The 21,816-nt window shown below is 64.9% G+C and carries 21 protein-coding genes; 8 read left to right on the forward strand and 13 right to left on the reverse strand.

All coding sequences use genetic code 11. The features are described from left to right. Positions 1 to 42 precede the first annotated feature (42 nt). Together C2862_RS07725 and C2862_RS07730 are read left to right on the forward strand one after the other, a co-directional pair. A complete protein-coding gene (locus C2862_RS07725; protein ID WP_136219538.1) occupies positions 43 to 2,262 on the forward strand; it encodes a S9 family peptidase in 2,220 nt (739 codons plus the stop codon). Positions 2,263 to 2,610: 348 nt separating this feature from the next. Next, positions 2,611 to 3,807: a hypothetical protein gene (locus C2862_RS07730; RefSeq protein WP_229467340.1), complete on the forward strand. Its 1,197-nt coding sequence runs from the start codon at positions 2,611 to 2,613 to the stop codon at positions 3,805 to 3,807. 65 nt (positions 3,808 to 3,872) lie between these two features. On the opposite strand, the gene C2862_RS07735 is transcribed toward C2862_RS07730, so the two are convergent. Further along, complete coding sequence (locus C2862_RS07735) at positions 3,873 to 4,052, reverse strand: CsbD family protein (RefSeq protein ID WP_136219539.1); 180 nt, start codon at positions 4,050 to 4,052, stop codon at positions 3,873 to 3,875. Between the two features lie 207 nt (positions 4,053 to 4,259). Between C2862_RS07735 and C2862_RS07740 the strand changes: the two genes are divergently transcribed. Beyond that, positions 4,260 to 5,366: an AI-2E family transporter gene (locus tag C2862_RS07740; protein ID WP_136219540.1), complete on the forward strand. Its 1,107-nt coding sequence runs from the start codon at positions 4,260 to 4,262 to the stop codon at positions 5,364 to 5,366. 51 nt (positions 5,367 to 5,417) lie between these two features. Here the strand turns inward: C2862_RS07740 and C2862_RS07745 are convergent, their stop codons facing one another. From C2862_RS07745 to C2862_RS07760, 4 genes are all read right to left on the reverse strand, one after another. Beyond that, positions 5,418 to 5,594, reverse strand: a complete 177-nt coding sequence (locus C2862_RS07745; RefSeq protein WP_136219541.1) for a CsbD family protein — start codon at positions 5,592 to 5,594, stop codon at positions 5,418 to 5,420. A gap of 80 nt (positions 5,595 to 5,674) precedes the next feature. Further along, entirely contained in the window at positions 5,675 to 6,298 is a 624-nt protein-coding gene (locus C2862_RS07750) for a bifunctional 2-polyprenyl-6-hydroxyphenol methylase/3-demethylubiquinol 3-O-methyltransferase UbiG (protein ID WP_136219542.1), read from the reverse strand. A 55-nt stretch (positions 6,299 to 6,353) separates the two neighbouring features. Beyond that, entirely contained in the window at positions 6,354 to 8,402 is a 2,049-nt protein-coding gene (locus tag C2862_RS07755; RefSeq protein ID WP_136219543.1) for a M13 family metallopeptidase, read from the reverse strand. Positions 8,403 to 8,447: 45 nt separating this feature from the next. Next, the gene (locus C2862_RS07760) at positions 8,448 to 11,099 is read right to left on the reverse strand and encodes a M1 family metallopeptidase (protein WP_136219544.1); all 2,652 of its coding nucleotides are present in this window, start codon (positions 11,097 to 11,099) and stop codon (positions 8,448 to 8,450) included. 287 nt (positions 11,100 to 11,386) lie between these two features. Between C2862_RS07760 and C2862_RS07765 the strand changes: the two genes are divergently transcribed. Next, on the forward strand, positions 11,387 to 11,668 hold the full coding sequence (locus C2862_RS07765; RefSeq protein WP_136219545.1) for a flagellar protein FliT: 282 nt from the start codon (positions 11,387 to 11,389) through the stop codon (positions 11,666 to 11,668). 359 nt (positions 11,669 to 12,027) lie between these two features. Here C2862_RS07765 and C2862_RS07770 read toward each other — a convergent pair whose 3' ends face one another. Beyond that, a complete protein-coding gene (locus tag C2862_RS07770; protein WP_136219546.1) occupies positions 12,028 to 13,278 on the reverse strand; it encodes a hypothetical protein in 1,251 nt (416 codons plus the stop codon). Between the two features lie 85 nt (positions 13,279 to 13,363). Between C2862_RS07770 and fumC the strand changes: the two genes are divergently transcribed. The 3 genes from fumC to C2862_RS07785 all read left to right on the forward strand — a co-directional run bounded on the left by fumC (position 13,364) and on the right by C2862_RS07785 (position 15,431). After that, entirely contained in the window at positions 13,364 to 14,758 is a 1,395-nt protein-coding gene (gene fumC / locus C2862_RS07775) for a class II fumarate hydratase (RefSeq protein ID WP_136219547.1), read from the forward strand. 73 nt (positions 14,759 to 14,831) lie between these two features. Further along, positions 14,832 to 15,044, forward strand: a complete 213-nt coding sequence (locus C2862_RS07780) for an RNA-binding S4 domain-containing protein (protein ID WP_136219548.1) — start codon at positions 14,832 to 14,834, stop codon at positions 15,042 to 15,044. A 48-nt stretch (positions 15,045 to 15,092) separates the two neighbouring features. After that, complete coding sequence (locus C2862_RS07785) at positions 15,093 to 15,431, forward strand: DUF883 family protein (RefSeq protein WP_373888248.1); 339 nt, start codon at positions 15,093 to 15,095, stop codon at positions 15,429 to 15,431. A 155-nt stretch (positions 15,432 to 15,586) separates the two neighbouring features. Here the strand turns inward: C2862_RS07785 and C2862_RS07790 are convergent, their stop codons facing one another. The 7 genes from C2862_RS07790 to C2862_RS07820 all read right to left on the reverse strand — a co-directional run bounded on the left by C2862_RS07790 (position 15,587) and on the right by C2862_RS07820 (position 20,298). Then, positions 15,587 to 15,778: a YjfB family protein gene (locus C2862_RS07790; RefSeq protein WP_136219549.1), complete on the reverse strand. Its 192-nt coding sequence runs from the start codon at positions 15,776 to 15,778 to the stop codon at positions 15,587 to 15,589. A 19-nt stretch (positions 15,779 to 15,797) separates the two neighbouring features. After that, positions 15,798 to 16,361, reverse strand: a complete 564-nt coding sequence (gene mobB, locus C2862_RS07795) for a molybdopterin-guanine dinucleotide biosynthesis protein B (protein WP_136219550.1) — start codon at positions 16,359 to 16,361, stop codon at positions 15,798 to 15,800. Continuing rightward, complete coding sequence (locus C2862_RS07800; protein WP_136219551.1) at positions 16,348 to 17,160, reverse strand: general secretion pathway protein GspB; 813 nt, start codon at positions 17,158 to 17,160, stop codon at positions 16,348 to 16,350. Before C2862_RS07800 ends, mobB begins: the two co-directional genes overlap by 14 nt. Then, positions 17,161 to 18,753 (reverse strand): ExeA family protein, encoded by a 1,593-nt coding sequence (locus C2862_RS07805; protein WP_136219552.1) that lies wholly within the window; start codon positions 18,751 to 18,753, stop codon positions 17,161 to 17,163. A gap of 4 nt (positions 18,754 to 18,757) precedes the next feature. After that, positions 18,758 to 19,201 (reverse strand): hypothetical protein, encoded by a 444-nt coding sequence (locus C2862_RS07810; RefSeq protein WP_136219553.1) that lies wholly within the window; start codon positions 19,199 to 19,201, stop codon positions 18,758 to 18,760. A 23-nt stretch (positions 19,202 to 19,224) separates the two neighbouring features. Next, a complete protein-coding gene (locus C2862_RS07815; RefSeq protein ID WP_136219554.1) occupies positions 19,225 to 19,410 on the reverse strand; it encodes a hypothetical protein in 186 nt (61 codons plus the stop codon). A 63-nt stretch (positions 19,411 to 19,473) separates the two neighbouring features. Further along, positions 19,474 to 20,298, reverse strand: a complete 825-nt coding sequence (locus C2862_RS07820) for a metal-dependent hydrolase (protein ID WP_136219555.1) — start codon at positions 20,296 to 20,298, stop codon at positions 19,474 to 19,476. Between the two features lie 138 nt (positions 20,299 to 20,436). On the opposite strand from C2862_RS07820, the gene C2862_RS07825 reads away from it, so the two are divergent. Next, the gene (locus C2862_RS07825) at positions 20,437 to 21,768 is read left to right on the forward strand and encodes a GIN domain-containing protein (protein WP_136219556.1); all 1,332 of its coding nucleotides are present in this window, start codon (positions 20,437 to 20,439) and stop codon (positions 21,766 to 21,768) included. Positions 21,769 to 21,816 lie beyond the last annotated feature (48 nt).

Here is a 21,816-nt window from a genome sequence, read left to right on the forward strand (position 1 = left end):
GTCTCGTCCGTTGCACAAAGCTAACTTTCAACGAGACAATCAATGCGCCTTCTCCTCTGCCTCCTGGCCGCGCTCGCGGCCGCGCCCGCATCCGCGGAACGCCTCACGCTCGACCGCATCCACGGCGAAACCTCCCTCGCCGGCCCCGGCGTCAAGAACCTGAAGGTGTCGCCCGATGGCGAGCGCGTGACCTTCCTGCGCGGCCGTGCCGACAACCAGTTCCAGCAGGATCTGTGGGAATACAATATGAAGGACAAGACCACGCGCCTGCTGGTCGACTCCAAGAAGCTGGTGCCGACGGAGAACCTGTCGCTCGAGGAAAAGGCGCGCCGCGAGCGCGCGCGTACCGCCGGCCTGTCGGGCATCATCAACTACAGCTGGGCACCAAGCGGCAAGCAACTGCTGGTGCCGATCGCCGGCGACCTGTACCTGGTCGACGTCGCGCATCCCGACACCGCGCGCAAGGTCGCGTCGGGCAACGTGCTCGATCCGAAGATTTCGCCGAAAGGCCGCTACGTCTCGTTCGTGCGCAACCAGAACCTGGTCGTGATGGACCTTAAAACCGGCGCCGAGCGCCAGCTGACCACTGACGGCAAAGGCACCGTGCACAACGGCGAAGCCGAGTTCGTGGCCCAGGAAGAAATGGACCAGACGACCGGTTACTACTGGGCGCCGGACGATTCCGCCATTGCCTATAAACGCTACGACGAGGCACCGGTGCCGGTCGCGCGCCGCTTCGAGATCTTCGCCGATCGCACCGAAGTGATCGACCAGCATTACCCTGCCGCCGGCGATCCGAACGTGCTGGTGGACCTGTTTATCGTCTCGCCGGAAACTGGCGTATCGCGCCAAGTCGACCTCGGCGCCGAGAAAGACATCTACCTGGTGCGCGCCGACTGGAGCGCAGACAGCAAGACCCTGGTCTACCAGCGCCAGACGCGCGACCAGAAGCGCCTCGACCTGGTCGCGGTCGACGCCGCTACGCTGGCCCAGCGCCCGCTGCTGAGCGAAACATCGAAGACCTGGGTCAGCATCCACAACGACCTGCATTTCCTGAAAAAGCGTTCGGCCTTCATCTGGGCCTCCGAGCGCAGCGGCCGCAACCACCTGTATTTGTACGACCTGAACGGCAAGCTGCTGAACCCGATCTCGAGCGGCGAATGGGGCATCGACAACGTGCTGGCCGTGGACGAAGCGGCCGGCAAGGTGTACGTGTCCTCGAACAAGGATGCCGTCATCGACAAGCAGACCTACGCCCTGAACCTGAACGGCAGCACCGCCGGCAAACCAGCCCGTATCACGGCCGGCGACGGCTGGCACGACACCCGCTTTGCCAACAACGGCAAGATCTTCGTGGACACTTATTCCAGCCCGACGACGCCACCGCAAGTGTCGATCCGCAAGGCCGACGGCGCGATGGTGCAATGGCTCGAGCGTAACGAGCTGAACGCCAGCCACCCGTTCGCGAAATACGTGTCCGACCTGCTGCCGACCGAATACGGCACCATCCAGGCCAAGGACGGCCAGACCCTGTACTACTCGATGATCAAGCCGGCCGGTTTCGATGCGACGAAGAAGTACCCGGTCTTCCTGTTCACCTACGGCGGCCCGCACTCGCAGCGCGTGACCCGCACCTGGGGCAATTACTTCAACCAATACATGGCGCAGCAGGGCTTCGTCGTGTTCACCCTGGACAACCGCGGCTCGAGCCGCCGCGAACGCGCCTTCACCGACGTCATCTATAACAACCTGGGCAAGAACGAAGTCGAAGACCAGGTCACCGGCATCGACTGGCTGGCACAGCAGAGCTTTGTCGATCCGAAGCGCGTCGGCGTGTTCGGCTGGAGCTACGGCGGCTTCATGACGCTGCGCCTGCTGGCGGCAGCCTCGGACAAGATCGCGATGGGCGTGTCGGTCGCGCCGGTCACCGACTGGGCCCTGTACGACACCCACTACACCGAGCAGTTCGTCGGCGCCACGCCGAAGTCGGACCCGGACGCCTATGCGCGCAGCGGCGTGTTCGCGCACCTGGACGGCCTGAAGTCGCCGCTGCTGCTGGTGCATGGCATGGCCGACGACAACGTCCTGTTCAGCAATACCACGCGCCTGATCGACGAACTGGTCAAGCGCAACGTACAGTTCGAGCTGATGACCTATCCGGGCGCCAAGCACGGTATCTCGGGCCGCACCAGCCAGCGCCACGTGTACGGCCTGATCGAAGCCTTCTTTAAGAAGAACCTGGGCGGTACCGCGGCGAAATAAGCGGGAAGCCAGCCTGAACCCGGCAAGAAGCCGGAACACCTTGCGGTGTTCCGGTTTTTTTTCGCCTGTTTATCTCAACTGTTGTCCTGAGAGACACAAAATTTCTGACAACTCAATAAAAAGTCAACGTATGTTGTTGCGCATTTGAGACATTTTTAAATTTTTTTTTGAGGATACATTTGCCCTCAAATGCATACTTTTCCTAGGAGAATTGTGAACTCTGAACTCAACAGTACAGGATGCTTGTAACAAATTATGTCCCCACGGAATTTTTCCTCGCGGTATTCTGCGTGTTCCTGATCTTGAGACACCGCTCAAAACGAGCCCGCACTAGAGGATATTTAGAACATGCAAGCCATCCGTACCAACGCAACTCGCATCACCTTCGCAGTCGCTTCCCTGATCATCGGCGCCGCTGTCGCCGCACCGGCTTCGGCCGCTATCCGCAGCGTCGGCGCAGGCAAGACCTATGCAACTCCATGCAAGGCGTTCGCTGCGGCTGCCGCTGGCGACACCATCGAAATTCAAGCCGCCACCTACTCCGGTGACGTCTGCGCCATCACCAAGAGCAACCTGACCATCCGCGGCGTTAATGGCCGTCCAAAGATCAACGCTAACGGCAAAGCTGCGCTCAGCAAAGGCACCTGGGTTGTCCAGGGTAGCAACATCGTGATCGATAACGTCGAGATGTATGGCGCCAAAGTGGTCGACAAGAACGGCGCAGCCTTGCGCCTGGAAGGCACGAACTTCACCCTGCGCAACTCGTTCCTGCACGACAACGAGAACGGTATTCTGAGCGGCGTCAATACTTCCAGCACCGTTATTCTGGAGAACAACGAGTTCGGCCATAACGGCTACGGCGACGGCTACAGCCACAACATCTATATCGGCAAGGTCGCCAAGCTGACCTTCCGTTTCAACTACTCGCACGACGCCAACGTCGGCCACAACCTGAAGACGCGCGCCCTGTACAACACCATCGCGTACAACCGCTTCTCGAGCCTGCGCTCGGGTGAAACCGGCAGCACCGCAGCCGGCAAGCCGAGCTACGAGATCAATGTGCCGAACGGTGGCACGACCTTCATCATCGGCAACGTGATCATGCAGCCGACGGCGTCGAACAACCCGGCCATGGTGTCGTACGGCGAGGAAGGCACGACCGGCCGCAACACCGACCTGTACGTGATCAACAATACCTTCGTGAACGACGACAGCTCGCGCGGTACCTTCGTGACGGTGCGTAATGCCGCGACCGCGGCCAAACTGACCAACAACCTGTTCAGCGGCTACGGCACCATTACCAACCAGACGAACGCCATCAAGACGACGAACTACCAGGCACTGTCGGTCGGTTTCGTGAACCGCGCCGCGTACGACCTGCGTCCGCTCGCAAGCGCGCTGATCGTGAACGCCGGTTCGGCGGCCGGTACCGCAAGCGGCAATGTGTCGCTGAGCGCCAGCGCGAGCTACAAGCACACCGCTTCCAGCACCGCCCGCTCGACCCTGGGCACCAAGGTCGACATCGGCGCCTACGAAGTCCAGTAAGCTGCCTCTCTATAGCTGAAAACGAAAAACCCCGGCATGCCGGGGTTTTTTTCGTTTTGCCTTACTTAATTGGTGGCGTCCTTCAGGTTTTCCTTGACGTCGCCAAACTTCTCCTGGGTCTTGCCTTCGACCTGGTTCTTCAGGCCCTTGACCTGCTGTTCCTGGTTGCCGACCAGTTTGCCGGCTTCTTCCTGAATCTTGCCACCGATATCTTGCAGTTTGCCTTCGACTTGGTCCTTGTTCATGATGATCTCCTTCGGCTAGTTGTCAAATAAGGCGCGGTCATATGACGGCGCGATGGGTACAGATTACGCCTCGATACGGCCGCGTTCCGTGCGTCCCTTCACATAGCTCGGCAATATTCGGAGGGCACGTTTGCAGGCTCATCCATGCGCCTGTGTCCTGCGCCAAGTGCTAATGTTGCATTAATCTTTTGTTAATGGACGACGATCATGCGCGGATCCACCCGCTCCCCATCTCCGCCTCCCGACGACGCGCACGACGCGCCACGCGAGGCCCCACAGCAGCGCCAGCTGGCCAAACGCACCGCCCTCATCAACGGCATTGCCGTCCTGTTCATCCTCGGCCTGGCCGCCGTCTGGTACGCGGCCGACGCCCTGCTCCTGATCTTTGCCTGCATCCTGTGCGCGGTGCTGCTCTACAAACTGAGCGACATGCTGGCGCGCCGCATCAAGCTCAAGCGCCAGTGGTCGCTGGCCCTGGTCGTCGTGCTGCTGTTCGCGGCGATCGGCCTGGGCGGCTGGGCGATGGCGCCGCAGATCTCCGAACAGGCGGGCAAGCTGGCCGAAACGGTACCGAAATCGATCCAGCAGCTGAAAAGCGTGGTCGAGGAGTATCCCCTGCTCAAGAAACTGACGGACGGCCTGCCGGAACCGGAACAGATCGTCAAGCAGATGTCCTCGCTGGTGCCAAATGCGGGCCTGTTCTTCGGCGGCGTGCTGGGTGCGATCGGCAATGTCGTCATCATCCTGTTTGTCGGCATTTATTTCGCCGCCTCGCCCCATCTGTACACGAACGGCGTGATCAAGCTGATCCCGCAAGCGAAGCGCCATCGCGCGCGCCAGGTGCTGAACAAGATCGGCCAGACGCTGGCCAGCTGGCTGCTTGGCAAATCGGTCTCGATGCTGATCGTCGGGACCGCGACCTCGATCGGCCTCAGCCTGCTGGGTGTGCCGCTGGCGCTGATCCTCGGCATCATCGCCGGCCTGCTCGATTTCGTGCCCTACCTGGGGCCGATCATGGCGGGCGTGCCGGCCGTCCTGATCGCGTTTTCCATCAGTCCTGACCTGGCGCTGTACACGGTGCTGCTGTTCACGGGCGTGCAACTGGTCGAGGGCTATCTGCTGCAGCCCCTGATCGAGTCGCGCGCGGTCGACCTTCCGCCTGCGCTGACCATCGTCATGCAGCTGGTGTTCGGCACCCTGTTCGGCTTTGCCGGGGTGGCGCTGGCGACGCCGCTGGCAGCGGCCTTGAAGGTGCTGGTGCAGATGCTGTATGTGGAGGATGTTCTTGGTGACAAGGTCGAGGAATCGACGTAAACGAAAAAAGCCGCGACAATGTCGCGGCTCCTTGCTTCGAAGCCAGGAAAATCAGCGGTTGCCTTTGACGATATCCTTCACATCGCCCACTTTTTCCTGCACCTTGCCTTCGGCCTGGTTCGACAAGCCTTCGGACTGCTGCTGGCGGCTGCCGACGGCTTCGCCGACCTTTTGCTGAATCTTCCCGCCGATGTCCTTGGCCTTGCCCTTGATCTGGTCGTCGTTCATGATGCGCTCCTCCGGTTGACAGCGAAGCCCAACCTTAGGCCTGAACGCCAGGCATTTCTGTTCGCTGATTAACATTGGGCTTACGCCGCGGGCTTGCGCCAGACGCTGGCCAGCCAAGGCTGCTGTTCGCGCGGCAAGCCTGGCGGACGGTAATAGTGGTGCAAGGGAATGAACCCGGCCGCGACCAGGTGCGCTTCCCAGGTCGGGTAATCGTAATAACTGCCGTAGCGCGGCCCGTTCCAGCCTTCTTCGTTGTATCCGCGCGGATTCGAGCTGAACAGCACGCCGCCCGGCTTCAGACTGGCGAACAGGGCCGCCAGCACATCGTCCAGCGCGGCGCTCGGCACGTGGAACAGCGAGGCGTTGGCGAAGATGCCGTCGAACAGCCCCGGCGGCAGGTCGAGGTGCAGGAAGTCCTGCTGCCAGACTTCACAGCCGCTGTAGGCGCGCGCCATGGCCACGAATTCCGCCGAACCGTCGAGCCCGATGGCGCGGTGGCCAAGTTGGGCGAAGGTCTTCAGGTCGCGTCCCGGACCGCAGCCCAGGTCGAGCAGGGTCCAGGGCGCGGGCGCCTCGATCGCGTCCAGCAGCGCCGCCACGTTCTGGCTGACGTCGTGGTCGATCGTGCCAGCGAAAAACTGCTGAGCGTTACGCTCGTAATGCGCCAGGGTGCGGCGGGAAATATCGTCGAGGCTGTCGGTCATGGAAAAGAGTCTCAAGGAATGCGGACGGCACCGGCCGCCCGCCTCTCGCGCGACCTTACCAGATCTTCACGCGTTCCTGCGGCGCCAGATACAGCTCCTGCCCCGGCTTGACGTCGAAGGCCTTGTACCAGGCATCCATGTTACGCACGATATAGGTGCGGTACTGGGCCGGTGCGTGGCCGTCGGTCAGCACGGCACGGCGCAGCGAGGCTTCGCGCATCTTGCTGCGCCAGCCCTGGGCGAAGCCCTTGAAGAAGTCGCGGTCGGCATCCGCACTCTTGCCGGACGGCGTCGTCTTGAAGGCGTCATAGGCCGCTTCCAGGCCGGCCAGGTCGGCCAGGTTTTCGCTCAGCGTCAACTGGCCGTTGACAGCGAGGTCCGGGAAGGGCTTATAGGTACCATATTGGGCAACCAGCTTGCTGGAGGCGGCCTTGAAGTGTTCCAGGTCTTCCTTGGTCCACCAGTCGCGCAGGCGGCCCTGGGCATCGAACTGGGCGCCCTGGTCGTCGAAGCTGTGGCTGATCTCGTGGCCGATGATCGAGCCGATCGCGCCGTAGTTGGCGGCGTCCGAACCCTTCGGATCGAAGAACGGCGGCTGCAAAATCGCGGCCGGGAAGTTCATGGCGTTCTGCAGCGGCAGGTTGACGGCATTCACCAGCTGCGGCGGCATCGCCCATTCGGTGCGTTCCGGCTTGCGCTTGAGCTTGGCCAGTTCCTGCTGGTAGTGGTATTCCTCGGCGCGGATCGTGTTGCCGAAGGCATCGCCGGCGACCACGCGCAGGCCGTCATACGACTTCCATTTTTCCGGATAACCGATGCCGACATACATCGACTTGACCTTGGCCTGGGCCTGGGCACGGGTGGCCGGCGCCATCCAGTCGAGCTTTTCGATACGGTGGCTGAAGGCGTCGATGATCTTCGCCACCATGGCCTGCACGCGCGCCTTGTTCTCGGCCGGGAAGTACTTGGCGACGTAGACCTTGCCGACCGCTTCATCCATGGCGGCATTGGTGGCGCCCAGCGCGCGTTTCCAGCGCGCCGACTGCTGCGGCGTGCCGCTCAGGGTCTTGCCGTTGAATTCGAAACGCTGGTCGGCAAAAGACTTCGGCAGCAGGCTGGCGTACTGGTTCAGCTTGTGGAAGGCGAGATAGTCGCGCCAGGTGGCGACGTCGGCATTGGCCAGCAGGCGCGCCGCGCCGGTGACGGCGCTCGGATGGTAGACCTGGAAGCGGTCCTGGCCGGACAGCCCCGCCGCCTTGAAGAAAGCCTTCCAGTCGACGCCCGGCGCCTTGGCGGCGAAGTCCTTCATGGTCCAGACATTGTTCGATTTCTGGATGTCGGCAGACTCCTCGCGCGTGGCGTGGGTCTGGGCCAGTGCCAGCTCGAGCTCGAACACGCGCGCGGCGCGCTCCTCGCTCTTGTCCATGCCGGCCAGTTTCAGCATGGCGGCGATGTGTTGCTGGTACTTGGTGCGCAGCTCGGCCATGCGCGCATTGTTTTCCAGGTAGTAAGCGCGGTCCGGCAGGCCCAGGCCGCCCTGCAGGATGTAAGGCAGGTTGCGCGACGGCTCGGTCAGGCCTTGCGCGACCCACAGGCCGAACAAGTTTTCGGTGTAGAAGTTGGTGGCGTTCAGCGGATCGACGTCGGCGCGGATCGAGCCGCCCAGGGCGCGTACGAGGGCGGCCTTGTCCTTGATGCCGGCAATGCTGGCCAGCATCGGCTTGATCGGTTCCAGGCCGCGCTTCTCGATGCCGGCCTCGTCCATGTAGGACGCGTAGAAGTCGGCCACCTTGCGCGCTTCGCCGCTGGTGTCCTTGGCGGCGCCCAGCTCCTCGATCATCTTGGCGATGCGGGTGTTCGTGTCTTCCGCCAGCGCGCCCATCGCGCTCCAGGAACCGCGGTCGGCCGGGATCTCGGTCTTGGCCAGCCAGTCGCCGTTAGCCCAGGTGAAGAAATCGTCCCCGGGCAGCACGGTCATGTTTGCGCTCTTGGCGGGGGCAGCCGGCGCCTTCGCCTCCTGGGCAGCGGCGAATCCGGAGGCCAGCGTGCTGCCGCACAGGGCGAGGACGATGGCGGTCTTGGTGGCGGTCCAACGAGTCTTCATGCTATTCCTTTGATTAATTGCGCTTTGGTTAGTTACGTTTTTGAATCACTTAATCTGCACTGCCTGCAGGGCGCCCTGGACTTGCGGCAGCAGGCGCGCCTTCTGCGCGGCGCGCACGCGAATGCCGTTACCGACCCGTCGTGCTTCGACCAGCGCCTCCGGGCCGAAGTTCTGGCCGATGTATTTCTCCATCATATCCGCATGACGGGCGTCAGACGATCCCGCCACCACCGAGGCGAGCGCGCGGTTGCGCCCCACCGCATCCGCGCTCTTGAGCAGGGTGTCGCGGTTGGCGACGGCGAAGTCCCAGGCCAGGTCCGGATGCTGGCGCCCGACGCCGGCGACGATGACGCCCGCGAGGTTGGCCGGCAGCTGCGGCGAGACCGCCATGCGCAGCGCGCTGGCAGCCAGGGCCGGATCTTGCACGATGGTCATGGCGCTGCCGAAACGGTTGCGCTCCTCGTCGGTGCCCGCGTTCGCGACCAGTTTTCCCAGTGCGGTATAGGTCGCGGCGTCGGCGTAGCGGCCGACGGTGAGGACGACGAAATCGAGCATCTCCGGGCTGATCGAGGAAGGGTCCTCCTGGTAGCGCGCGAAGCGGCGGCGCGCCTCCTGGATCGCCCGCTCGTCGCCGGCACGCGCCAGGCTGGTCGCCAGCAGCGCGCGCAGGCGCCGGTCCTCGCTCGACTCGCCCGCCTTCGGCTCCCAGCCGAGTTTCGCGAACTTCGGCCCGACCAGGCTGCGGACGAAACCGCGGATCAGCGCCTGCTCGGGCTCGCCGCGGGCCAGGTTATCGAGCGAGCCGAGGTTGGACAGGATCGATTCCCACACCGCCAGGCGCGGCTCGTCGGCGTAGCTGCTCACCAGGCGGGTGTAGCTGTCGAGCGGCATGCGCCCGCTGGAGACCAGGCTCCAGGCGTCGAGCAGCAGTTTCAAACGCGTCGGATCGGGCAGGCGCGCGGCATTTCCGGCCAGCGCATCGAAGCTGGCGCGGTCGTACTGGACGCGGAAGAAGCCGACGCTGTAGGGATCGACTACCAGCGTGCCCTCGCAGCCGCCGGTCGTGATCGTGCTGCTGCGGTTGGCCAGGAGCGTGTACCAGGCCTTGCCATTCACGGTGCCGACCTGCAGCGGCACGTTCCACAGGCGATTTTCAAGCGCCGGCTCGTCGAGGCGGAACTGTTCCTGCGACAGGGTAACTTGCCGCCTGCCGTCGACGCAGGCCTGGCTCACCGAGATCAGCGGATAGCCCGGCTGGGTGGTCCAGTCGGAGGCGAGTTTACCTACCGGCTTGCCGGAGGCCTTTTCCAGCGCCGCCCACAAGTCGGCCGTGGTCGTGTTCGAATACTGGTGCTTCGCCATGTACGCGCGGATGCCCTTGCGGAAAGGGTCTTCGCCCACCCAGGCTTCCAGCATGCGCAGGAAGCCCTGCCCTTTGACATAGGTGATGGAGTCGAAGGCACCGGCGGCTTGCTCCTCGTTGTCGATGCGCGTCTGGATCGGGTGCGTGGTCTTGCGCGCGTCCAGGTTCAGCACGCCTTCGCGCTCGGCGATGCCGTCCAGGTAGGGGCGCCATTCCGGGTGAAAGTGTTCGGTGGCTTTCGCCGCCATCCAGGAAGCAAAACCTTCGTTCAGCCACAGGTTGTCCCACCAGGCCATGGTGACGAGGTTGCCGAACCACTGGTGCGCCACTTCGTGGGCGTTGACCTCGAAGGTCAGCTTCTTGACGTCTTCCGGGCTCTTCTTCGGGTCGTAGAGCAAGGTCGATTCGTTGTAGACGATACCGCCCCAGTTTTCCATCGCGCCGTTGAAGCCGCCGGGAATTGCGATCTGGTCGAGCTTGGCGAGCGGATACGGGACGCCGAAGTAATTGTTGTAGTAGCGCAGCAGGTCCTTGGTCGCCTGCAGCGGGAAGGCGGTGGAACCGAGCTTGCCTGCCGTGGTGACGACGCCGATCTCGACGCCGTCCTGGCGCGCGGAGACCCGTTCCATCTCGCCCGCCACCAGCACCACCAGGTAGCTCGGCATCTTCGGCGTCGGGGCGAATGAGATGCGCTGCAGGCCGTTACTCAATTTTTCCTGTTTTTCCACCGGCGTATTCGAATAAGCCTTGAAACTGCCCGGCACATCGACCGTCAGCCTGAAGCGCGCGCGGAAGGCGGGCTCATCCCAGGTCGGCAGCATGCGCCGGGCGTCGGACGGCTCCATCGTGGTGGCGACGAGCTTTTTCTCGGCGCCATTCGCCTTGTAGCGCACCTGGAACAGTCCGCGGCCTTCGCGGTTGATCTGGCCGCGGAAGGCCAGGCCGAGGACGTAGCGGCCCGGGTCCAGCGGTGCGCCGAGCTCGAAGCTGAGGGTTTCCTGTTTCTCGTCGAGGATGGGTGCCAGCTTGCGTTCGGCCAGGCCCTGGCCGGCCAGTGTGGCGCTGTCGATGTCGAGGTTGGCGGCGTTCAGGACGATACGGCTGGTCGGGCGCAGCACCTCGATCTCGACGCGCTGCTCGCCGCGGAAGGTATCGGCCGCGACATCCGGTACGAGGTGGGCGTCGTAGAGCAGCGGGATGACGTCTTTCGGCAGCTTGCCGGGCGTGTCGGCAAACGAAAACGGGGCTTCGGCGCGGGCCGGGGCGGCAAGCGCCAGCGCCAGGACAGCGCTGGCGGTAGCGGCGGCCCCGCGCGATGCGCGTGGGTGTCTCATGATTTCCTCTCTGCTTTTTTATTGTGGTGGCGCCGCGCCTGGCGCAGCAACCCAGTACGCACTCTAAGCGAAGCGCCGGGCGCACCGTCCGGGAATGCGACAGACGGCGAAAAGACGCGCTGGAATGCAAAAACACGGCCATACGGCGTCGACTCCCTCGCCCTTGCCGGAATGCCGAGAAAAATTTTCAATTATTTTTGCAAACAGCCCTAAAGTTCTTGCGAGCTCTGCCGTAAAAGGAGGACAAGCGGTGATCCGGCCGCAAAAAAAATTGTCACGGTGTTCACATGACCCAGAACGAAGTTCTCTCGATGTACGAAAATATTGCAGGCCTGACGGGCAAGATGGCCGTGGCGGCGCAATCGGGTGACTGGGCGGGGTTCGACAGCCTGCAGACGCAATGCGCGGCCCAGGCGAGCGCCACGGCAAGCGGCGTGCCGGCCCTGGAAGGCGCCAAGCGCCTGCGCAAGATCGACCTGCTGAAGCAAATCATGGCCAACGACCGCGCCGTGCGCGACGTGACCGAACCATGGATGGGCCAGCTGGACCGCGCGATGCGCGCTCACTGAACCCTTCCCTCTTACGAAAAAAGCGCCTGCGGGCGCTTTTTTATTGCTCGCTTAAAAGTGACGGGCAAACAAAAAGGCGCCCTGGGGCGCCTCGCTGCTACGGGCACAGGGCCCGTATGAATTCGGAGAGCAACACCAGTTAGCCCGGTGTCGCCTCTTTGCCGGTTGCATCCGGCGTCCGCTGCCGCTGTTGGCAGCCTGACCGCTTCCGGAAACAGGATCTTGCGACTTAACTCCGGTTACCGCGCCACGCTATCGGTGGTGGCTGCGCCGGACGCTGTTCCGTTTTGTGGTTTTGATAACCAACGAGTTCAGTATAGCGCAAATTTCCCGCTTGTGTAGACCAATTGTGCTCGGCCTTATTCCGGATGAGAAATCACGTCGGTCAGCACCGGTTCGGCCGGCGTGACCGCTTCCGGCACCGGCCCCTTGGCGCGGCCCGGCATCAGGCGCGCCTTGACCGCTTCCATGAATTTCGGCTTCGGCTCGCCCTCCTCCACGGTCGCATCTTTGCCTGCTTTCGGCAGCTTGGCCGGCTTGTGCGCGGCCTGGATCTTGCCGATGCCGGCACGCTTGCGCCGGCGCAGCAGGGCCAGCACCAATCCTGCGATGGCGAGCACGGCGGCGCTGGCGGCGCCGATCGGCAGCCATGGCAGTTCCGGTTCGGGCGGTTCCGCCTTCTTCGGCTTGCGGTGGATGCGTGGTGCGCCTTTCGGTTCGTTCTTCGGGGCTTCCTTCACAGCCGGGGCAGGTGCTGCCTCGTGCGGCTTGGCAGGCGCGGCCTCGTGGGCGGCAGCAGGCACGACAGGGGCGACAGGCTGCACGCTTGGTACGACAGGCACCGGCTTGGCCGCACCTTGCAGCGCCTTCACTTTTTCTTCGAGCTTGCCCAGGTCCTGGCGCAGCGCGGCGTTCTTTTCGCCGAGCGCGACGCAGGCGTTCAGGTGTTCACTGGCCGGCTGCGGCGCGCAGCTCGGCGCTTCGGCAGGCGCGGCGTGCACAGGCGCCGGCTTGTTCGGCGGCGCCTTCTTGACGGCCGGCACGGCTTTCGGCAGCGGCTTGCGCACGACCGCCGGTGCTTCCACATATTCCTCGCCGGCCTGCAGGGCGGCGGCCGGACGCGCCGCCGGCACGGGCACCGGCTTGCGCACGGGGACGGGAAGCGGTGCCGGCTCGGCCTGCACCTTCGGCGCTTCAGGTACGGGCGGCGGTGCCGGATGCGGGTCCGGCGTCAGCCACAGGGTCACCAGGCGCACGCTGCGCTGGCCGCCGTCGACGAGTTCCAGGTAGACGTGCAAGTGCCGGCTCTCGACCGGCTTGAGCGAGGTCAGATGCAGGAACTGGCGGCCGTCGCGCCGCGTCACAGTCATGTTGAGGCTGGAGAGTACCGGCGGCATGGCGATGTTCGCGCCGCGGTACACATCGGGGTTGGCCAGGCGTACTTTGACCGGCGTGCCCGGCTCTTCGATCAGGTTCAGCTCCACGTCGGCCACCAGCGCCTGGCCGATGTACGAACGCACCTGGGCCTCGCCCAGTTCGGCGGCATGGCCTGTGGCGACAGCAGCGGCAAGCAGCAAAGTGGACAGGAGAGTGGAAGAGCGCAGCGCCATGACGAGTTAAATTTGTAGCCTAAGCGTAATTAACGGGTGTTCGGATACACTCTTTAGCTCCAGCCCGCAAATAACAGGACAGCAAATGGAAAACCGGATAGAAAAGGACAGTTTCGGCCCGATCGAGGTCCCGGCCGATCATCTGTGGGGTGCCCAGACCCAGCGCTCGCTGCACCACTTCCACATTTCGACCGAGCGCATGGCGCCGGAACTGGTGGCCGCGCTGGCCCAGGTCAAGCGCGCCGCGGCCGCCGTCAACCGCTCGCTCGGCAAGCTGCCGCGCGACAAGGCCGACGCCATCATCGCCGCCGCCGACGAAGTGCTCGAGGGACGCTATCCGGACGAATTCCCGCTGGCCGTCTGGCAGACCGGTTCCGGCACCCAGAGCAACATGAACATGAACGAGGTACTGGCCAACCGCGCCTCCGAAATCATGGGCGGCGAACGGGGAGAAGCACGCCTGCTGCACCCGAACGACCACGTCAACATGGGCCAGTCCTCGAACGACATCTTCCCGACCGCCATGCACGTGGCAGCGGCCCAGGCGGTCTCGAAGGAGGTGCTGCCGGCGCTGGCGCGCCTGCGCGGCACGCTGCAGGTCAAGTCGCGCGACTTCGAGGATATCGTCAAGATCGGCCGCACCCACCTGCAGGACGCCACGCCGCTGACCCTGGGCCAGGAGTTTTCCGGCTACGTCGCCCAGCTCGAATTTGCCGAAGGCGCGATCAAGTCCGCCCTGCCCGGCTTGCTGCTGCTGGCGGCCGGCGGCACGGCGGTCGGCACCGGCCTGAACGCGCATCCGGAATTCGCGCCGCGCATCGCCGCCGAACTCGGCTCGCGCACCGGCCTCTCCTTCAAGACCGCGCCGAACAAATTCATGGCCCTGGCGGGGCATGACGCGCTGGTCGCGGCGCACGGCGCCTTCAAGACCCTGGCCACGGCCCTCATGAAGATCGCCAACGACGTGCGCTGGATGGCTTCGGGTCCGCGCTCGGGCCTGGGCGAGATCACGATTCCGGAAAACGAGCCGGGCAGCTCGATCATGCCGGGCAAGGTGAATCCGACCCAGTGCGAAGCGCTGACCATGCTGTGCTGCCAGGTCTTCGGCAACGACGTCGCGCTGACGGTAGGCGCTTCTCAGGGCAATTTCGAGCTCAACGTGTTCAAGCCGATGATCGCCCATAATTTCCTGCAAAGCGCGCGCCTGCTGGCCGACGGCATGCGCTCCTTCGACGAGCATTGCGCCCAGGGCATCGCGCCGAACCACGCCCGGATCAGCGAGCTGATGGAGCGCTCGCTGATGCTGGTGACCGCACTGGCACCTCACATCGGGTATGATCGCGCCGCGCAGATCGCCAAGCACGCGCAGCACGAAGGCATCACGCTGCGCGAAGCGGCCCGGCAATCGGGTCACGTCACCGAGGAACAGTTCGATCAGTGGATCGTGCCGATCGACATGACGCGACCCGATCCGGAATAAGCGCGCTCCTTGCCACGCCAGGCTTGCAGAGGCGAGCCCAGGCGTGCGCCGTTCAATTTATCCCGAGTATATTATGCAAAAAACAACTTTCGAACTGACATCCGAGTTCGTCGAACTCAACCAGCTGTTGAAACTGGTTGGCCTGGTGGACAGCGGCGGCGCCGGCAAGAACATGGTGGCCAGCGGCGCGGTGTCGGTCGATGGCAAGCAGGAACTGCGCAAGACCGCCAAGATTCGTACCGGCCAGATCGTGACCGTGGGCGACGTGCGCATCGCAGTACAGTAGGACTGCCGGGCTCTGCGGCGCACGTTTGCGCGCAGACAAACGCGACCGGTGGTCCATGTTTATATTTCAGATGTGACCAACCGGTTGACTAAGGTGACGGCGATGGAAACCCCGGATGAAAACCCGCAAACGCAGGAAAGGCTGATCGGCGATCTGCGCCTCGTCATAGAGAATGCAGAAGAACTGCTGAAAAACACCGATCAATACACGAGCGTGCTATACCAGAACGCGCGCGCCAAGCTGGCGATGGCACTGAACGCCGCCAACGAAGAGCTCGCGCGCTTCGAAGACGCACAGCTGACCCGCATGATGGAAGCGACGCGCCAGGCCACCGAAAGCTGTCCGGGCCTGAGCGGCGAAGAACGCATCCTGCGCGCTTTCCATTGAGTCCGACGCGGCGCCGCAATGGCGCCGCGCTTCTTTCCTTTTCAAGCTCTTCCGGGCGGCACGCTTTTAACCGCGTGCGCTCAAGAGCGCACCCTACATAAGCAGACCCGTCGCGCACTAGCCGGCTTCAGGCGCGCGGGTGAGTCTTGAAAAAATCAGGCGGTGGTGTTGATCTTGTTGCCCAGGTGAGCTGGCAGGTTCTGCGGCGGCTGGATGCCTTCCAGGAGCTGGCTCATGTGCTGCTTCTGCATGTCCTGCTGCTTCTTCAGCATGGTCATCCCGACCTCCTGCTTGGTGCCGGTTTCGGCGATAGTGGTTGACAGCTTGGCGATGGCGAGGACGTCCATGGGGATCTCCTGATAAGGGTTATCCTCCATTAACGGCTTGTTTTTTGGAAACTTTAGCGTCGCACGCCATCCATTCGACGAGCCAGCGCAACACGTCTTCCGGTGCGTTCAGGTCCAGCCAGGCACGCTCGCATCCGGCAGGCGCCGGCGCGTCCGACGCGACGGCGACCACCAGCGGATCCTCAGGGTGCAGCGGCGCCCGTCCGAGCGCGGGCCGCCAGACCTCGAGCTTGGGCAGCGGCTCCCATTTGTAACCTTCGACCAGGGTCAGGTCGGCCGGCGCCAGGCGTGCCAGCTGCTCGGCCAGCGGCGGCTCGGCCGCGCCGCGCAGTTCGCGCAGGATGGCATAACGGTAGGGAGAGGCGATCATCACCTCGGCCGCCCCGGCCATGCGCAGGCGCGCGCTGTCCTTGTGCGGCGGCTCGAGTTCGATGTCGTGGTGGCTGTGCTTGACCACGTTCACGCGCAGCCCGCGCGCGGCCAGTTCGGCGATCAGGTAAGCGAGCAGCGTGGTCTTGCCGCTGCCCGACCAGCCGACCACCGCCAGGACCTTCGGGCCCGCGCCCGGATCAGTAGCCGACACGGTAGCGGGTGCCCCGGTAATTCATGACGGCATACTTCGGCATCAGCCGCTCCAGCACCAGGCCGGGCGCCAGCTCTTCGCCTTCGCGGCGCAGCGTCTTGTCGACCAGCAGCAGGCGATCGGCCGGATTCGGCGAATAGATGTAGCCGCCCACCGTCACCTTCGGCACCTCGCGCTGGATGGACTCCGGCAGCTGCTGCAGCGTGCGCAGGTTTTCCTCAAGCACCGGATCGGGTGCACGGACCGGAGCAGGCGCTGGCTCGGGTGCGCGCACCGGTGCGGGCAGGTAGACCGCTTCCGGAGCCGACCCGGGATCAGCAGCGGGTGCCGGCGCAGCCTTGCGTGGCGTCGGAGCCAGGGCCGGCCGGGGCGCAGGTGCCGGCGTGGCCACGGGCGGCGGAACCGGCGCCGCCTGCGTGGTCGGTACCTGGACCGGCGCCGCCTGCGCGGCCGGCGTTGCCGGAACCGGCGCAGGCGCGCTCGGTGCTGGGGCCGCTGGTGCCACGGCGGCAGGCGGCGCGACGCTCACCGCAGGCGCAGCCGGCGCCGTCTGCACCGGCGTCGTTCCATTTTGCGCCAGCACGGCAGGCTCTCCTGCCGGCGTCTTCGCCCGCCACACGAGCCCGGCTGCGATGCCGGCGACGAGTACGCCCGCCCCCAGCCCGATCAGCAGCGGCTTGCGGTTCACCGTGTTCGGCGCGGCGGAAATGGGAACGGGAGCCGGCGTATGGATGTCGGGCGCATTGCCCAGCTGGCGCTCGGCTTGCGCCTTCTTGAGTGCTTCGAGGATGTACGACATTCAGTGTCCCGTCCCGGCGGCGGCGAGCAGGCGCGGCTCGGCGACGCCGCTCAGCTGGTTGAGGCGCATGTAGGTGCGCGGTCCGGCAACGCCGTCCGCCTTCAGGTTGTTCTTGGTCTGGAACGCGCGCAGCAGGTCGCGGGTACGCGCATCGAAAGGCTGGTTGGCAGCGGGCGCGGTGGACTTGTTCAACTGCGCCAGGCGCGCGCCGAGCCAGTCGACATCGAGGCCCTGGTCGCCCGGCGCCAGGTTGTCGCGGAAGGCGCGCGGCATCTTCCAGAAGGTCGTGTATTCGCCGGTAAAGCGCGGCACCAGCGCGGCCAGTTCGACCGTTTCGCGCTTGCCGTTCGCCAGCAGGGTCACGCTGCGCTCGTCCATGCCGGCCAGCACGGCATAGCTCGTCGTGCGCCCGTCGCGCAGGGTGATCACGGCCGGCCGGTCGAGCTGGCGCAATTCGTAGATGCCACCGCGGCCCGCATGGCAGCGCAGGTCCAGGCGGAAGGCGACCTGGCAGGGTTCGCCCGCCGGCAGGCTCGCGTTCCACAGCGAAGCCAGCGAACGCAGCGCCGCGGCCTCGTCGGCATGAGCGCGCGGCAAGCCGGCGGCCGTGGACCTGACGGCAGCCGCCGGCACGATCGCCCCTTTCGCCTCGGCCTGCGGTGCCGGGGCCTTCATTTCCTTGTGCGGCAGCACCTGCCAAGCGGCAGCAGCGCTCAGCGCGGCGCCCGCCAACAGGCCACCTGCCACCAGCGGCCAGCGCGCCGTCCGCGCCGGTGCCGGCGTTTCGCCGGCGAACACTTCCTCGCCCGCCTTGCGCAGGATGGTGCGCGTCACCTGCCCGCTGTTTTCGACATAGGCGCCCAGCAGCGCGCGATCACAGAGCAGGTTGATACGGCGCGGCACGCCGCCTGTGAGGCGGTGCACGGCCGGCACGATCGCTTGGGGGAACACGGGTGCGCCCTGCGCGCCGGCCACCGCCATCCGGTGCGCGATGTAGGCGCCCGTCTCCGCCTCGGACAGCGGCCCCAGGTGGTAGCGCGCGATCACGCGCTGGGCCAGCTGCTCCAGCTCGGGACGCGCCAGCATGCTGCGCAGTTCCGGCTGGCCGATCAGGATGATCTGCAGCAGCTTGCGCTCGCTCGTCTCCAGGTTGGTCAGCAGGCGCAATTGTTCGAGCACGTCGGGCGCCAGGTTCTGGGCCTCGTCGATGACGAGCACGTTGTTCAGGCCCTCGGCATGCGAGGCCAGCAGATAGGCGTTGATCGCATCGACGTAGCCCTTCACGCCCGCGCCGCCTGGCGTGGCGATGCGGAACTCTTCGCAGACCGATTGCAGCAGTTCGGCCACGCTCAGCTTCGGATTGAAGATATAGGCGAGCCGGCAATTCTCAGGAATCTGTTCGATGAAACAGCGGCAGACCGTGGTCTTGCCGGCGCCGATCTCGCCGGTGAGCAGGACGAAGCCGCCGCCGCTGCCGATGCCGTACAGCAGGTGCGCCAGCGCCTCGCGGTGGCGCTCGCTCATGAAGAGGTAGCGCGGGTCGGGGGCGATCGAGAACGGCGCCTGCTTCAGGTTGAAGAAATTCGTGTACATACTGCTAGCGGCCTGGCGGAAGAGGTTTATACCTCGCGCAGTATATTTTGGATTTGCCCTGGTGATAAGCGATGACGCTGCTGGCGCTCGATACGCGCAAGGGAGTTTGCGATGCGTCAGCCGGCTTGTGGCGTATCCCGACGGCGCCGTGGATCGCTTCTTCGAGCTCTTCCGGCTTGGCATCGACGACCGCGGCGATGAAGACCATGGCATTGGTGTCGTCGCTGACCATCAGTTCCTTGACCTGCTTGCCCCACAGCGTGGCCTCGCCCTTGAACCAGAAGGCGCCGCCCTCGTGTTTGGTGGAAGGACCGAAGGCGGTGCTCAGATACGAATGGAAATAGGCGTTGTCGAGCTGGCTGCGGCACAGCAGCGCGCTGCCGATCACGGGGCCGAAGGTCGAAGGCGCTGCTTGCGCCACGTTGCCGGCCAGTGCCAGCAAGGCCATGCCGACAGCGCGAACGGGGCGCGTCACAGCTTCGACAGCCAGTCGCGGTTCGCGGCGATCTTTGCCTTGGCCGAGGCCGGCAAGGCTTCGTAGCAGCCGGGATGCTGCTTCAGCGCATGTTCGCGGACCTCTTTCTCGAGGCCGTTCACGATAAACACATAGACGGTGGCGCCTTCGCTGTTCTTGCGCGTGCCCATGTAACGAATCACTCTATCCTCCTGTTTGACCGCCCATTATGACAGGTACGGCCCGCCGCAGTCCTCGCGGACGCTTCAGGCCGCCGTGGGACGCACCGGCCGCCAGGCCGTACTGTTGTCTTCGAGCCACGCCTGGATGAGATGGCGGTTGTCGTGCTGCCAGGGGTGAAAGCGCGGCGAGAAGTAGTCCAGTCCCGGCTTGAGCAGGTGTCCGGCCAGGCCCTTGCGGCCAAACCAGAGTGTCAAGGCGCTGCCCCAGGTGCGCGGCTTGAACAGCAGCCCGTCGCGCCGCAGGTTGAAGCAGGTCTGCAGCCAGGTCTCGAAGGCGAACATGAGGCTGACGTGCACATACCAGAGCACGCGGCGCCAGTAGCCGCCGCCGGCCGCGCGGTAGGCGTCGAAGGCTACGCCCTTGTGCTCGGTTTCCTCGACCGCATGCCAGGTCCAGACGCGATGCATGTGCGGCTCGGCGCCTTCCAGCCAGTGCGGATGGCGCAGCACGCCGTCGGCCAGCATCGCCGTGTAGTGTTCGAGCGCGCAGGTGATCGCCAGCTGGTTGAGTACCCCCATGCGGTCGATCCGCGCAATCCGCTTCCTGGTCGCGGCCTCGCGCGTGTAAGGCAGGCCCTGGCGTTCCAGTTCCTTGTTGTACTGCACGTGGATGTAGCGGTGTGTCGCTTCCTGGCCGACGAAATCCTTGACCTCCTCGCGCAGGACCGGGTCCTGCAGGCATTCCTGCGGCACGGCGCGCACGGCGTCGATGAACATCTGCTCGCCGAGCGGAAAACTCATCGACAGCGCGTTGAACAGCTGGGTGCGGTAGGCATCGCCGCCATTCCAGTGGCGCCCGAAGCCTTGTGCAAGGTCGACGTCGAGTTTCCGGACAGTCAGGGTGGACATGCGTTTCCTTTCGCGCCGTTCAGCGCCCGTTTTTGCGCATTGATACCGTTATTTTGCACGTCCATCGGCTGGACTGCACGCACGGCTTCGCTTTCGCTTACTGTAGGCGCCTATGATCACAAAAACAACAGGGACATCATGAACATCAAGCACACGGCCCTCGCCGCCCTCTTCCTCTGTGCCGGCTTCACCAGCATGCACACGGTCTCCGCCGACGAGCGCCGTGCCCCCGTGACGGTCGAGAAACGCGCCGTCACCGCCTTCAACGCCATCGAGCTGAGCGGCCCGTTCCGCGTCATCGTGACCGAAGGCGCGCCGCGCCTGGAAATCTCGGGCCAGCCGAAGCAGCTGGCCGACATCGAAACTGAGGTGCGCGGCAGCACGCTGGTCGTGCGCAAGCGCTCGCGTTCCGACTTCGGCTTCCATTGGGGCAAGCGCGACGAGGCGCCGGTCGTGGTGCGCATCAATGCCACCGCCCTGAAGTCGCTGGCCAACAGCGGCAGCGGCGACGTCGAGCTCGACGGGGTAAGCGGCGAGCGTTTCGTCCTGAACTCCAGCGGTCCGGGCGACATCCGCGCACGCGGAGCGGCGCGCGCCTTCGAGGTCAAGAGCAGCGGCAGCGGCGACCTCGACCTGCGCGAAGTAAAAGCGGGCAATGCCGCGCTCACCATGTCCGGCCCCGGCGACGTGCGCCTGGGTGCCGTCGACAACGAACTGGCGGCGCGCCTGAGCGGCTCGGGCGACCTGGAAGCGACAGAATTGCGGCTGACGCGCGCCCTGGCCGAGATCAGCGGCCCCGGGAATGCGACCCTGCGCGGCAGTGCGCGCGAACTGCGCCTGGAAGCCAGCGGTTCGGGCGACCTCGACGCCTGCGACATGCAGGTCGAAAAACTCAGCAGCGTGCAGCGCGGACCGGGCAATGCCTGCGTGGCCGGCACCATCCGCCAGTTCGAGGCCGAAGTACATGGCTCGGGCGACCTCGAGGCGCGGGGCCTGCAGGCTGGCCGCGCCGTGCTGCGCATGAACGGCCCCGGCAACGTGAGCCTGAGCGGCACGGTCGACGAGTTGCGCGCCGACCTCAACGGTTCCGGCGACCTCGAAGCCGACGGCTTGAACGTGCGCAACGCCACGATTGACAGCAACGGCCCCGGCGACGTCGCGCTGGCCCGCGTCACCGACACCCTCGACGCCTCCTTGCGCAGCTCGGGCGGCCTGCGCGCCTCGGTCGACGGCAAGCGCGTGCAACTCAAGATGCGCGGCCCTGGCAGCGTCGAACTCGACGGCCGCGCCGAGCGCATCAGCGCCGAACTGACCGGATCGGGCACGCTGCAGGCGCGCCGCCTGACCGTGCGCCAGAGCGACATCAACGTGCGTGGACCGGGTAGCGCGACGGTCAATCAGGTGCGCGACGGCGGTGGACGCGATGAGCTGGTGCAGGTCGCGCGTGGCGGGCGGCGCCAGGCGGATTGAGCTTTGTTATCAGCACGGCACGTGGCCTGGAAAACCGCGTGCCTGTTG

Source organism: Massilia sp. Mn16-1_5, from assembly GCF_004798585.1.
GTDB lineage: Bacteria > Pseudomonadota > Gammaproteobacteria > Burkholderiales > Burkholderiaceae_D > Telluria.